Source organism: Candidatus Hydrogenedentota bacterium, from assembly GCA_013359265.1.
Lineage (GTDB): Bacteria > Hydrogenedentota > Hydrogenedentia > Hydrogenedentales > SLHB01 > JABWCD01.
Window position 1 is genome coordinate 191794 of record JABWCD010000002.1, and the last position, 13401, is coordinate 205194.

The 13401-nt window shown below is 61.2% G+C and carries 11 protein-coding genes; 4 read left to right on the plus strand and 7 right to left on the minus strand.

Translation table 11 applies throughout. From position 1 onward, the window contains the following. Positions 1-14 precede the first annotated feature (14 nt). The 3 genes from HUU46_01950 to HUU46_01960 form a co-directional block, all read right to left on the minus strand. A complete protein-coding gene (locus HUU46_01950) occupies positions 15-719 on the minus strand; it encodes a restriction endonuclease (GenBank protein ID NUM52384.1) in 705 nt (234 codons plus the stop codon). Positions 720-787: 68 nt separating this feature from the next. Further along, the gene (locus HUU46_01955) at positions 788-1750 is read right to left on the minus strand and encodes a hypothetical protein (protein ID NUM52385.1); all 963 of its coding nucleotides are present in this window, start codon (positions 1748-1750) and stop codon (positions 788-790) included. Between the two features lie 97 nt (positions 1751-1847). Further along, entirely contained in the window at positions 1848-2729 is an 882-nt protein-coding gene (locus HUU46_01960; protein NUM52386.1) for a hypothetical protein, read from the minus strand. Positions 2730-3091: 362 nt separating this feature from the next. On the opposite strand from HUU46_01960, the gene HUU46_01965 reads away from it, so the two are divergent. Continuing rightward, positions 3092-3982, plus strand: coding sequence for a DUF1559 domain-containing protein (locus HUU46_01965; GenBank protein NUM52387.1), 891 nt, complete (start codon positions 3092-3094; stop codon positions 3980-3982). A gap of 114 nt (positions 3983-4096) precedes the next feature. On the opposite strand, the gene tpx is transcribed toward HUU46_01965, so the two are convergent. The 3 genes from tpx to HUU46_01980 all read right to left on the minus strand — a co-directional run bounded on the left by tpx (position 4097) and on the right by HUU46_01980 (position 7431). Beyond that, on the minus strand, positions 4097-4615 hold the full coding sequence (gene tpx / locus HUU46_01970; GenBank protein ID NUM52388.1) for a thiol peroxidase: 519 nt from the start codon (positions 4613-4615) through the stop codon (positions 4097-4099). Between the two features lie 39 nt (positions 4616-4654). Continuing rightward, positions 4655-5467, minus strand: a complete 813-nt coding sequence (locus HUU46_01975) for an undecaprenyl-diphosphate phosphatase (protein NUM52389.1) — start codon at positions 5465-5467, stop codon at positions 4655-4657. Positions 5468-5688: 221 nt separating this feature from the next. Beyond that, positions 5689-7431, minus strand: coding sequence for a glycosyltransferase family 39 protein (locus tag HUU46_01980; GenBank protein ID NUM52390.1), 1743 nt, complete (start codon positions 7429-7431; stop codon positions 5689-5691). 273 nt (positions 7432-7704) lie between these two features. Between HUU46_01980 and HUU46_01985 the strand changes: the two genes are divergently transcribed. Continuing rightward, complete coding sequence (locus HUU46_01985; GenBank protein ID NUM52391.1) at positions 7705-7977, plus strand: RNA-binding protein; 273 nt, start codon at positions 7705-7707, stop codon at positions 7975-7977. A gap of 9 nt (positions 7978-7986) precedes the next feature. On the opposite strand, the gene HUU46_01990 is transcribed toward HUU46_01985, so the two are convergent. Next, positions 7987-9774: an HD domain-containing protein gene (locus HUU46_01990; GenBank protein NUM52392.1), complete on the minus strand. Its 1788-nt coding sequence runs from the start codon at positions 9772-9774 to the stop codon at positions 7987-7989. Between the two features lie 362 nt (positions 9775-10136). Between HUU46_01990 and HUU46_01995 the strand changes: the two genes are divergently transcribed. Further along, positions 10137-11261 carry an AAA family ATPase gene (locus tag HUU46_01995; GenBank protein NUM52393.1) on the plus strand — a complete coding sequence of 375 codons (1125 nt, stop codon included), beginning with the start codon at positions 10137-10139 and terminating at the stop codon, positions 11259-11261. Further along, positions 11245-13401, plus strand: a complete 2157-nt coding sequence (locus HUU46_02000) for a LysM peptidoglycan-binding domain-containing protein (GenBank protein ID NUM52394.1) — start codon at positions 11245-11247, stop codon at positions 13399-13401. Before HUU46_01995 ends, HUU46_02000 begins: the two co-directional genes overlap by 17 nt.

Below are 13401 nucleotides of genomic sequence, written 5' to 3' on the forward strand. Positions count from 1 at the left end.
GTCACGAATGCATCCTATCGCACGCACGCGCTGATGTGCGCGCAGAGCGAGGCTGAAAATCCGTCAAATGAAAGGTCATCTGCCGGCTCACTGTACTTCCCCGAATCGATTGCGTTCGACCGCGACGTAAGGAAGAGCGCCGCGCTGTAGTGTCTTTCCCTCACGAGCTTCCTGCAAAACAATTCATAGCGCCTCGAGTACGACGCTCCGTCGAATTCCGGCAACACCTTGAAGTGTGGCTCCCGCACCGCGACCGGGCTGTTTGTCCGGGGGCTATCTTCCAACAGCATAATATATCCGAGCCACGGAGTGATTGTTTTGTTCAGCGCCCCCTCGCGAAACGCGGTCCACAAATCCAATGCGCTGCCCATCGCTTCTTCCGTCCGGTTGTTGAAGTTGTTGCCAAACGACCCGACATGAGATTTCGCTTCGATCGCGAAGATGAGTTGTTCCTTATGGACGCCGAGCACGTCCCACTCTTTAGTGGGACGAAAATACCCCGGCAACTCGACTTTACGGTTCATGAACACACAATCGGCTGGAAGACCGGCGCAGCGCGCCAGTTTTGCGATCAGCTCGACAAACCCGTCCATCTGCTTTCCACCGGTAACGGCGCTACGGTTCCCCCGATCTCTTCCGCCTGCTTCGCTCTGTTTTAGCGCCTGGGCGGACCTCGTGCTCCAGAAATGGGATACAGCCTGTTGAACGTCTCTATTCATGGAATGACACGTCCAATCAAGTTCTGTATTTGGGTTGCTTCCATACTCTTTACCGGAGTCTCGTGAAATCAATTCGTCTCGATGGAGAACGCGTCGCTCTTGTCGCCGATGCCGTTCTTGTTGTCCAGCACGCGGATGCGGTAGTCGGAACCAGCCGGAAGGCTGGAGGGCACGTCCCATGTGAACTTCTTGTTGTACTTCGCCTTTTTCTCGATCGTTTCGATCTTGTTTTGTCCCTGGAACAGGTCGATGCGGACTTTCTTGTTGATATTGCCGGAGAAGTTCCACCTGATATCGAATGATGTGCCCGTGTGAATCTGACTGCCGCTGTCGGGTTTTGTGACGGTGATCGATTTCGGCCCGCCGTCCACGGCAAACGATTCGCCGGCGTTATTGGTGACGGTGCCGCCGTCGGTATCGACGACGTAGTCGGCGTTGTTCGCCGTGCTCAACGCGCTGCTCGCAAGCGTGCATACGAAGGGCGCCGCGGCGTCGGGGTACTTCACCGATGACGCCAGCGGTTCCGGGTGTGGGGGGCCGAACTGGCCGTCCGAGTCGTTGTCAAGGCCGCCGGTGGTCGACCCGGTGTACGCGCTGCCGCCCCACGCGAACGACCAGAGGATTTCGCCATCGTCTTCCTCGAAAGTCACGCGGCCCGCGGCAAAGTACGAGTCGGGAATCCGATTCGTGAGCGTGAAGTCCGGTTCGCAATTCGGCGTCGTGAGCGCGTCGAACGCGGCAGTCGTCAACAGTACACGGTCGCCGGTCGACCCGTTCGGGACGCTGGAATTGAAATCGAACAGCGTGATCGGGTTCGCACCCGTCGCGTCGTATGCCTTCAATTTTGTCCCGGCCAGAAAATTCTGTGTCCCGCTGCGCATGCGTAGTTGGATGGCTTGCGCCTCCGTGTCGCCGTTTACGGAACCCACGACAGTCTCGATTTGCATGAGATGGTGAAGCGCGAAGCACGGCGCCGCGAACACGAGCGCGATTGCGGCGGCAAGCGCCGCGCGCAGAATACTGCTGGACATGAATCGGACCTCCACGGTTGGATTTCGGCGCAGCCGGACTCACCCGTTCGCCACTATAGGGGGGACGACCGTATTGCGCAAGAGGTCCGCTTCAGGCTTATCGGCGCAGCCGCGGCAACAGTCTGGGCCGGTCCCGGGGTTCGGCTGGGCTGCCGTTGTCTTTAGACGGCTGGCCGTTGTCCACCGTGGTTTGCGGCGCGGCCACGGCCTCGCTCGCAGGGGCCTGCGTCCGCAGGTCGGTCAGCATGGTCAGGATTTGATCGCGCAGCGATTGCCACTGCGTAACGAGACCCGGCGTGTCGGGATTGCTCAAGATGTTGAACACCGTATCGATACCGATGTTTTGCACAGCGATCAATTTGCGCAGGGACTCGAGTTCGCCTTGGCCCAACCCGAAGGCATTCGCGTCCATGGCGGCCTGGGTGAACACGGAGTAGTTATCGCGAAATGACCCAAACGACGTCTTCAACGCCGTAATATCTGCCGGGGTAAGCGGCCTGCCCTGCAGCCCCGCGATGGTCGTCTGCAACCCCTCGACCGACTTCGTAAGATTCTCCGTTGCGGCGAGCACGTCGAGCACGCCGTTGCGCGAACGCAGGCTGGTCAACGTGCTCGCGGCGGAATCGATCTGCACTTTCGCCGCGGGCAAATTGTTTCCGGGAGACACCTGATTGACGGCATTCAGCAACGCGTTGTTAATCGCGTCGAAGTTGGGCCGCCACGCCGTATCCGATGTGGGCCACTCGCGGTACTTCCCGTAACACTCGGCCCAGCGCAGGTTCGCGAGGTTCAGCGAGTCCCGGAATTCGAGCATCTTTCCGGCGGCGGCGTCGCGCTGGGCGTTCAGGAATGCCGCGGACGCCGCGTCGAGCGCGCGTACGAGTTCGGGGTCTTTGGCGGGTTGGCCCTCGAGGCCCTTCTGGGCGAGGGCCAGAGTTGTCAACAGATATGTCACTGCGACAAGCGATACGATTCGCATCGGAATTCTCCCTTTTGCCCCCTACCCTCGATCCCTCGAGCGGGCAAATAGATTCCACAATCTTACGCGCTCGGGACGGCGAAATCCCAACGCCCTCCAAGTCCTGCCGCGCCAACGCCCTGGGAGCGCGAATCAGGGAACTCACTGGTACGCAGCGACTGCAACTTGTGCTATAGTTGCCTCCGTTCCCACGGCTCGGTTACCGGGTTTTGTTTGTTTCTTCTTGGGCAGCCTGCTTCTCTGCGCCATCTGGAAGTGAGGGCCGGGTGGCACATGGGCGCATCGGGGCGGTGGTGTACACCATCACACGGGTTCGAATTTGGGGCGGGTCATAGTACCCACACTGGCTTGGAGGTCATACTGTGAAAAAAAGGTATGGGTTTACGCTGATTGAACTGTTGGTTGTTATCGCGATTATCGCGATTCTCGCCGCGATTCTGCTGCCGGCCTTGGCACGCGCGCGCGAGGCGGCCCGCCGGGCGTCGTGCCAGAACAACCTGAAGCAGTTGGGAATCGTGTTCAAGATGTATACGGGCGAGTCCAGGGGTGAAAAGTTCCCCCCGAAGACGATTATCGCGAAAGACACGGAATTGCCGTTTACGATTGCGGACCAACCGAGTTTTGCCCCTGAGATGGTGCATCTGTACCCCGAATACCTGACGGACGCCCATGTCATGATCTGTCCTTCGGATGCGGTCTCCGACGATCCCTTCGATCCTGCCGGCGATCCGACGGAAATTTGGGTGAATTCGGTCACGGGCCAGATCGACATCACACGGTTTAGCGCGGAAGGCGACGAATCGTATGGATACTTCGGGTATGCGATTACGGACAATCGCTGGCTGAAGATTTGGGACTTGGACAACAACGGCCTGGATTTGGCCGAAGCCGCGAATGCGGGCGTTCAACTCGCGAACATTTTTCTGAATCCGGACAAGGACTTTACCATCACGTTCCCCGTAAACGCGGCATACCCCGATCTGAGCGGTCAGACGTTTACGGTGCATCGCCTCCGCGAAGGTATCGAACGGTTCTTCATTACCGATATCAACAATCCTGCGGGCTCCGCGCAAGCGCAATCGACGGTGCCCCTTATGTTTGAATCGGTAAGCACGCTGGTCCAGAATTTCAATCACGTGCCCGGCGGCGCGAACATTCTCTATATGGACGGCCACGTCGAGTTTCTCAAGTACCCGTCCGACAAATTCCCGATCACGAAGGAATACGCTACGTTCGCGGAATTCTTCCAATAGAAATTGCCGCGGCGTTGCCCGCCTAGCGAAGCAGCAATTGGGGGCGAACTCGGCTAGGGTTCGCCCCCAATTCAATTGTCGTTGCGCGATGGCGCGCGGCTTGGAGCGCTTCCGTTACCCGGCGAGTTCCTTCGCCTTGGCCAAGGGTGCGTCGTAGTTGGGTTCCTGCGCCACTTCGGGCACATATTCCGCGTACTGCACCGTGCCGTTCCCGTCGATCACAAAGACGGATCGTTGTTCGAGGCGCAGTTCCTTGATGTGCGTGCCGTAGGCGTTGCCGAAGTTCATGTCGCGGTGGTCGGAGAGCGACACGACGCTCGAGATACCTGCGTTGGCACACCAGCGTTTTTGCGCGAAGGGCAGGTCTGCGCTCACCGTGTAGCAGACGACCTTGTCACCCAGCTTTGCGATGGCCTCATTGAACTTGCGGGTCTGCGTGTCGCACACCGGCGTATCCAGCGAGGGAACGACGCTCACGATCCGTACCTTGCCCGCATGGGTCGCCAGCGTTACCGGCGAGAGGTCGTTCGCCAGCAGCGTGAAGTCCGGGGCCTTGCTCCCCACGGCGACGTGCTTGCCGAAAACCGTCAGCGGGTTGCCCTTGAACGTCAGTTCTCCGGTCCGTTCTTGCATGGAAATATCCTCCCAGCCCAGTGATGTGTTGCACCCACGTTACCACCCGTAAACGAAATAGGCCAGCAGGACTATTCCGCCCAGGACGATGCGATAGACGCCGAACCCCGTAAAGCTGTGGCGTTGAATGTAGCGCATCAAGAACGCAATCGCGGCGTACGCGGTCGCGAACGAAACGGCGCTTCCCAGCGCCAAGAGCGCCCATTGCTGTCCCGTGAAACCCACGCCGTGCTTCACCAATGTCAGGGTGGACGCCCCGATCATGGTCGGGACGGCGAGGAAGAACGAGAACTCCGCGGCGGCCGCCCGGCCCGCGCCAAGCAGCATTGCGCCAATGATCGTCGCCGCCGATCGCGAGGTGCCGGGAAATAGGGCAAGGCATTGCAGCATGCCGATGCCAAAGGCCGTCCGAAACGACACGTCGTGTACCGACTCGAACGTCGCTACGTGACCCCGGTATTCTAGCGCAATCAGAACGACGCCCCCGGCAACAAGGGCCACGGCCACAGGCACGCTGTACATCAGGCGAGACTCGATGGCGTCGTGGAAGAGGAATCCCAGGAGCGCAGCCGGCGCGAACGCAACCGCCACACGCGACCACAGCGCGACCGTCTTCGCGCGGTGCTCTTCGCCCCGGCCAAACGGCCACAACCTGCTCCAGAAGTAGACAACGACCGCCACGATGGCAGGCAATTGGATTAAGACTTCGAACGCCTTGCCGAACTTCGAGCCTTCCGCGGCATCGAGCGGAAAGAAACGCTCGACGAGAATTAGGTGTCCCGTGCTGCTGATGGGGAGGAATTCGGTCAGACCTTCGACAATGGCCAATACGATAGCGTTGAAGAAAATCACGGGTTTACCTTTGGACAACGAACAGGAGAGCGGATTCTAGCATGCGGACCGGGCCGCCCGCATTTCGCCGGAGACCGTACAATGGTATCGCGCCTATTTCGCCAAGGGCGCTCTTTCTTGTCTACATGTTCGGAAAAGTGCGAGAGGGCATTAGGTCCACTTCGGCAAGACCGTTGTGGGCCTCGTCACGCTCTCATCCCAACGTTGAGCAATTAACAGATTCAATGCGACTGCCCCGCAGTCGCGTGCTCAATATCGCGCGATGCGTACACCAGAAGCTTGCGGTTTGCGTCGACATCGAGTTGTTGTGTCCACGCGATATTCTCCCACGTGTTGCCGAACGACGGAAACGCTTCGATGGATAGAAAGACGCGGCCGAACTCATGCTTGTACGACGCTAGGGGAACCGCGCCGGGCGCGAGGCCGAAGGGAAAGTCCGGCGCGCGGCGGTTGTACAGTTCTTGCCAGTCGCTCACGAAGATCGGCGGTGTGGGTTCTCCCGAGTCTGCGTAAATGCTGCGCGTCTCCACGCCGTAGGCGGCGCCGTATGCTTCGAGCACTGCCGACCATGCCGCGCACGCGGACGGCGGCTGTTGCTCGCGCGCGAATTGCACGACACGTGGATACGCAGATCGAATAGTAAGCACTTCGTGAAGCCGGCCCGGGTACTGAAAGAACAGGCCGGCAAGCGCGCAACCGGCCGCGGGGACCAACGCGTACCTGGGCGCACGCGCGGTCACGCGCAACGCGTAGTCGATGGAAATCGCCGTCACCGCGAATAGAAACGGGAGCGCCGAGGTAAACGTGCGCGCCCCCTGCATGGTCTTGAACGAAAACACCGCCCAGATTACGGCGAACGGAACCACGCCGTAGGTAATCGCGGGATGTGCCACTGCGCGCACATTGCGCCGGCGTGCGGAAACGTAGAGCGCGTGCGCGCACGCAGCGGCGATGGGAAGCGCAATGGCTGTTGCGTACAGCGAGCCGTCGGTGACCGAAATGAAATACGCAAGCAGCGGCCAGCCCGACGCGTTCCATTCGACGCCGGATTGGCCGATGAGCCGTGGCGCGAGCAATTCGAGAAACGTCGCGTGCGGATAGACCAGGCCGTAGCTACGGTACAGCACGATGATTGGATACGTCCACGCTTCCGCCACGGCGATGACGGAGACGAACCCGATGAGCATTACCAGCGAACCGCCCATAAATGCGCGCGCGACCGTTTTGACGTTCGCCGTCTGCGCACACGCGAGCACGTGAACGAGCGCAACCGCGGGAAAGGCGCCGGCGATTTGGTAGTTAAACCAGAAGCTCAAACCGAAAAGAACGCCCGAAAGCACGAGCCACGGCCAGCGCGTGGGACGATCCATGTTCTGGTGCGTGCGGAACCATCGGTAATGGCACCACACGCCGAGCAGCAGCAACGCACCGGCGCTGCATTGCGGGTAGGCATTGCGCGAAAAGTAGATATGGTAGCTGGAGACTGCGAGCAGTGCGCACGCGATCAAAGCAGAGCGCGCGTTGCGCAGATCGCGAACGAAGCCGAACACGATCATGACCGAGAGCACGCCGCACACTGCCTCGACGTACGAACATGCGCCGATAACGTTGCCTGTAAGCTTCATCGCGATTGCGGACGCGCACGCGAACCCCGGCTTCGGCGCGAAGGGATGTTGTTCGGACAGGCCGGCGTGCGCTTGCGCCAGAAAGGCGGGCAGCGAGAATTCCGCGCCGCCGGTCATCTCGCCAAACTTGCCGCGAACGAGGCCGGCATACACGTTCAGTTCCGCGCGCGCGCTGAGCGCGTCGAGCACGTAGCGGCCTTCGTCCACGCCGAGTATGCCCTGATCGGGGAGGCGGTAGAAGCGTAGATAGGCCGCAAGTGCGAGCAGGATCGCGAGCGTCACGCCGACAGTTGCCATGTGGCGGCGTTTGGCGGCGCCCTCTGCTGAATGTTCGCCCATATTTGGGCGCACGCTAGCACGGGGACCGCCCGGTTTCAACGCATTTGGCACGGCTTTGCTCCGCTACAAGGCTATTGCAAGAATTCGGACGTTGTGTTATACCCTTACCTTAGACGCGCCCACGTCGGCGGCGCGCGGGTTGTGTGAGAGATGCTGGATTAACGGTCAAGCGGACACTTCAAACATTTCTTCAGCCGACGCTTCCTGATGCTGCAATCCTGTGGTGATCGAGGTTTGTTTTGCGCGCGAGGGACGTACTTGGAGGAGATCGCAATGAACATCTACGTGGGCAACCTTTCGTACTCGGCGTCCGACGACGACCTGCGCACCGCCTTCTCGGCGTACGGCACGGTCAAGTCGGCGAGCGTCATCATGGACAAGATGACGGGGCAGTCGCGCGGGTTCGGCTTCGTCGAGATGTCGTCGAAGAGCGAAGGCGAAGCCGCGATCGAGGGGCTCAACGGGAAAGACCTGAAGGGGCGCGCGCTGCGGATCAACGAAGCGCGTCCGCGCGAAGAACGGCCGCCCCGCCGCGATTATCGCTAACCGCGGGAATTATTTGATCGCGTTGGCCGGTGCGGCGGAGGTATCGGCCGGGCTCACACCGGGCAGGGGCGTGTGCATAGGCCCGCGCTCCGATCGCGCGGTGAGTTCGCCGTAGTACATATCGTTGGCGAATAGCAGTTTCATTTGGCGGTGGCAGACGCCGCAGGGGAATTCGTGGCCCGCTTCGACGCCTTCGGGGAGGCGGAGATACGTGCTGCAGAACGGGCACGCGATGCTCTTTTCTTCCTTCTTGTAGTAGTCCTGCAACAATCGATCGATTTTCCCTTCTTTGTACGCCCTCACCATCGCGTCCACAACGTCGGGATCGAACTGCGTGCCCTTGCCTTTTTCCAGTTCGGAAATCGCGAAGTTCGGATCGAGTCCTTTGCGGTACGGCCGGTTGCTGGTCATCGCATCAAATGTGTCCGCGACGGCGAGCAGCCGTCCTTCGATGGGGATTTCCTCGCCTTTCAGTCCGAAGGGATAGCCACGCCCGTCGAATCGCTCGTGATGGTACAGCGCGTAAGGGATGCAAGGCGCAAGGAATTCGATGTCCTGCAGCAGCCGCGCACCCTTCTCCGGGTGCACCTTCATCTTCTCGAATTCCTCGTCGGTGAGGTGCCCCGGCTTGCGTAAGACGGCATCGTCCACGGAAATCTTCCCGATGTCGTGGAGCACGCCGCCCATTTCACACTCTTTCAGTTTGTCGTCCGTCCAACCCAGGGCGCGTGCGATCTCGAGTGCGAAGTTGGTCACGCGCCATGTGTGCCCGACGGTATAGTGGTCGCGCAGTTCGATCGAGTTCGCGAGTGCGATTAACGTGTCCTGATACGACTTGTGCAGTTTCGCCAGGTACTGCGCGTTGCGGATCGCGATGGCCGCGGGACCGGAAAGCGCGACGAGCAGTTCAAGGTCCGTCTGCGCGAACGCGTTGCGCGTGCCGCGCGTGTCCACGTAAATCACGCCGAGACGCGCGTTCTGGTGCGTCAGCGGAACGCACATGGCGGACGTGATGTTTTGCGCGATGATGCTCGCGCCCGCGTCGAACCGCGCGTCGTCCGCGGCGTTGTACGTAATAATCGCCTCGCCCTGCTCGAAGGCCCGCTTTACAATGCTCTGGCTCATGGCGACTTCGCCCTGGCCCTCGCCCTGCTGCACGAACTCGACGATCAGTTCGCCCTTCTTCTCGTCCTTGAGCAGAATGACGCCATTGTGTGCGGGAACGAGCTTGAAAATCTGCGCCATGACGCGCTCGAACAACTTTTTCAGGTCACGCTCGGACGAAATGATCTGGTTCGATTCGTAGACCGCCTGGAGGCGCTTCTGCGTTTCTTTCAGTTGGTCCGCGCTGGTTACGCCTGCCGGCATCTGGAAGAACGTCTTGTACACGTTGTCCGCGGACGCAGCCTGAACCTTGCTCGCCATCTCCGACGGATCGAACCGCACGCTGCCGCGCTCGCTCGGCGGCCGCTGTGCGATGGGGCGGGGCGTCGTCATCGCGACGCCCTGCGCGGATTGGTAGCGCAGCGAGAACGGGCCGACCTTGATGATGTCACCCTCGGCCAGCCGGTATTCGAGGATACGCTGTTCGCCGATGAAGGTCCCGTTTCCGGACCCCAAGTCTTTGATGATGGTCCCGTTTGGCGTCTGCTGGAGCACGCAGTGGCGCCGGGACACCTGCAGATCGTTCAGTTGGATGCTGTTTTCGGGACTCCGTCCGATGGTCAGGGAACCGACAATATCGATTTGAGCGCCCGCAAGCGGGCCACTTAAGACTATGAGGCATTCGCGTTTCAAGTTGGAATCGTCCCCAGGCACTGAAGACCAGGTCGGCACTTCTTTCCCAAGTTATGTATTTTATAGCACAGAAGTTATGCGGTTGCCAAGACATCTCGCCCCGTGCAGGAACGAGGTTGGCGCGGATTTACCACAATATTTTGTGCTAGGCGAAGTCTTCCTACCCCATAGTTAGTAATTTCCCCTTGACTACACCCTTCTCCAAGCATAGAATACGCATACGATGAAAAGTATGAGGGGTTCTTTACAACCCCTTGCTAATTCAAGAAGTTACGTTCAGGAAGCCACGGACACCTTCTGGCGTGGCGGTCTTGGCGTATGTGGGGCCGCGTGATGGGCCTAAAACACAGGGTGGCACGGAAATGAGGGGTTACGAGGGCGGCTCGGCAGTACCGGACTGGAACCGTTTCGCGAACGAGGCGCATGGTCCGGACGGCGACGCGCAACAGGCGAACTCGCTGTTGTCGTTCTTCGGGTTGCGCGAGCAGCCCTTTGCAGCAACAGCAGACCCGGCATACTATTACGCCACGTCCGCGCACCGCGAATGCCTTTTCCATCTGTGGAACACGGTTGACGAACGCCTCGGCATCGCCGTGGTTATGGGCAACTACGGCACGGGAAAAACCACGCTGTTGCGCAAGCTGCTCACCGGCATGCGCGCAAAGCCGGAGAAATACAACACGGCGGTGATCGCGTCGCCGATTCCGTCGTGGACGAGTTTCTCGCTGCTCGAGGGGATTACGGCGCAATTCGGATTGCAGCCCGAGACGCGGTCGTTCGTCGCCTATATGGACGCGCTCTATCAGTACCTGCTGGCGTCGCGCAACCGCATCACGACACTCATCATCGACGACGCGCAAAACCTCAACAAGCGCGGACAACTCGAGTTGCTGCGTCTAGTGCAAAACCTCGAAACGCCGCAGCACAAACTGCTCAATCTCGTGTTGTTCGCGCAGCTCGAATGGATGCCGGTGCTGCGCGCGGCGCCCAATTTCGAGCAGCGCGTGGGCACTACGTATACGCTGGGGTCGATTAGCCTCGAAGACACGCGCAACCTGATCCAGTTCCGTTTGCGCCAGGCGGGCAGCGGAGATAAAGGCCCCCTCTTCGACGATGGGGCGATCCGCGTGCTGCACGCATTCGCGGACGGCAGCCCGCGCGTATCGGTGACGCTCGCGCGCAACGTGCTGCTGCTCGCGTATCAGTTGCGCACGCGGCATATCGGCCAGTCGATTGTGCTGCACACGATTCAGCGCACCACAATGCCGGACGATCACAAGCACGCGCGCGTCGCGAACGCCGTCGCCGCGGCCGCGGAAGAACGCAAGCCCGCATTCGACTTCACGCCGGAGAACGAGCCGGAATCGTTGGCGGAGCACGCCATCGAACGGCACGCCGGCAATTCGCTCGCCGCGCGCGCCAACAGGTTGTTGCTTCGCGCCGTGCGCACGCACCCCGACCGGGTGAACTATGAACAGCGAATCTGATAGCGATCGGCGCGGCAGCGATAAGGGTGAACCTGAAAACGTGTTGAACGAATACGATCGAATTCAGGCGCGGTTGGGCGAAGGGTTCGACGGCGATCCGCGCTTGGAGAGCGGGGTTCCCGCGGACCAGCGCGGCTCCGACATCGAGTTTATTCAGATGAGCGGGCTGGTGCGCCCCTCGGCGCCACCTCCGGCGCCGGCGCACGACGACCTCGACGCGTCGCGCCCCGTGAGTTTCTTCGAGAAGGGAGTGGCAGACGTCGACGCCGACATGGTCCCGGGCCTAATCGAGGACCGCGCCACCGCCGACCAGGAAATCCGGCCCATTCAACATACGCAGGCGGCGATGTCGCACCTGCGCGAGATAATTGCGGACCTCACCAAGGACGCGCCCGCCCCGGACACCGACCCGAAGCTGATGGCCGCGCTCGACGCAGCGGAAGCGCCCGCACCGGCGGAAATGCAGCCCTCGCCGGTGGCGGAGGTGCCCGTGCCCGCGGTGGATGAGACGGACGCCGCGCCGAAGGCCGTGACGCTCGATGACATGATCGCAGAATTCGGCTCCGCACATCCGATGCAGGATGAAGTCGAGCCGATCATTGAGGCAGCGACGCCGCCCGAGGCCGAACCGTCACGACCGGGCGCGACCCCCGCGCCGCTGGGCGAATCGGCGCCACCGCCGTCAACGGAAGAAACACCTCGGCGAGCCGCCGCACCAGAAGAGCCGGTCTTGACGCGCCCCGCACCCGTGTTGCCGGGGCACAGCGCCCAGTTGGCGGAAGCGGAAAAACTTCTAGACGAACTCGAGCCCGCGCCGGCGAGCCGGTTCGAGGGGACGGAGGATTCCGGGTACGACGAAACGCTGGCCGTCCCGCGGACGCGCCCGGCCGAAGTCGACCAACTTCCCGACGAAGCGCTCGACTACAAGCGCCAGGGCAAGCGGCGCCACCGCACTACGGGCAAGAGCACGATCGCGCGCAGTCTCGGGCGCTTGGCCGCGAGTCTGCTCGTCGTCTCTGCGCTCGCCGCCGCGACGTATGCGGGCTATCTGTGGATTCAACAACGCATGGCCTCGCCGGGCCAGCTCTTCAATCAGGCGTCGCGGCTCGTCGCGAAGGGCGAGTACGCAGATGCGTCACGTTTGTTCGAGGATTTTGCTTCGTTGCATCCCGGCGATCCGATGCGCGCGGAGGCGCAGTTCAACGCCGCATTCGCCATGCAGATGATCAACCCATCGGACAACGACGAGCAGCAGGAAGTCACGCGCCAGGCGTTGCGACTTTTCGAACAGTACCGCAAGGACAATCCCGCGCACGCGAAGGTGGCGCGGGCCGAATCGTTGATGGGCCGCTTGAACTACGAGTCGGGCCGGTACCAGGAGGCAATCGAACTGTTGCGCAACCCGGAACTGCGCCTGCGCGATCCGGCGTCCACCGTGCCCACGTTGCGCACGCTGGCGCGCGCTTCGGCGAAGATGGGAGACGCGGAAGCGGCGCGCTCGTATTACCTTCAGGCCGTGGGGGTCCAAGGCAACTACAGTCCAGATGTCGATTACGCGGAACTCGGCTCGCTGTACCAATCGCGCGCGGACAAGGCGGTAGACCTCGACAAGCGCATCGAGTTGCAGCAACTCGCTATCGAGAGTTGGACGCACGCGCTCGAGGTTCCGGGAATCGATCCCACAAGCAAGCAGACGATTCGGTCGCAGCTCGATGTATTGCGCGAACGCCTCCAAAGCGAACCTGGAATGGCCCCCGCCATGGAATCGCTCGATGACGCGGCGGAGGCAATGACCGATGCGGGCGCCGAGATTGAGGACCACGCCGAACCCGCGTCGGACATCCCGGCGGCCCCCAGCGGCGAAATGATGACCACGAGCGAATTGCCCGCCGCCGCGCAGGACTTACACGAAACGCCTGCAGCGCCCGCGGCGCCCGCCGAACCGGCGCACGGCGCACCCGCGGCGGAATCGCACGCTGCGACCGGCGAGGGCGAATACGTCGTGAAGCAGGGCGACACGCTCACGTCGATCGCGGAAGCGCACCACGTTTCCGTGCACGAGCTCACGGAACTGAACGCGCTCAAGGGCGACACCGTTTTCGAGGGCCAGCACCTGCTGGTCCCCGCTCCAGCGTCGTGA

Coding starts and splice junctions, on each gene's coding strand:
- tpx (NUM52388.1), bottom strand. CDS start 4,615: ATGCAAGAACGGACCGGAGAACTGACGTTCAAGGGCAACCCGCTGACG.
- HUU46_01960 (NUM52386.1), bottom strand. CDS start 2,729: ATGCGAATCGTATCGCTTGTCGCAGTGACATATCTGTTGACAACTCTG.
- HUU46_01980 (NUM52390.1), bottom strand. CDS start 7,431: ATGGGCGAACATTCAGCAGAGGGCGCCGCCAAACGCCGCCACATGGCA.
- HUU46_01995 (NUM52393.1), top strand. CDS start 10,137: ATGAGGGGTTACGAGGGCGGCTCGGCAGTACCGGACTGGAACCGTTTC.
- HUU46_01950 (NUM52384.1), bottom strand. CDS start 719: ATGAATAGAGACGTTCAACAGGCTGTATCCCATTTCTGGAGCACGAGG.
- HUU46_01955 (NUM52385.1), bottom strand. CDS start 1,750: ATGTCCAGCAGTATTCTGCGCGCGGCGCTTGCCGCCGCAATCGCGCTC.
- HUU46_02000 (NUM52394.1), top strand. CDS start 11,245: ATGAACAGCGAATCTGATAGCGATCGGCGCGGCAGCGATAAGGGTGAA.
- HUU46_01985 (NUM52391.1), top strand. CDS start 7,705: ATGAACATCTACGTGGGCAACCTTTCGTACTCGGCGTCCGACGACGAC.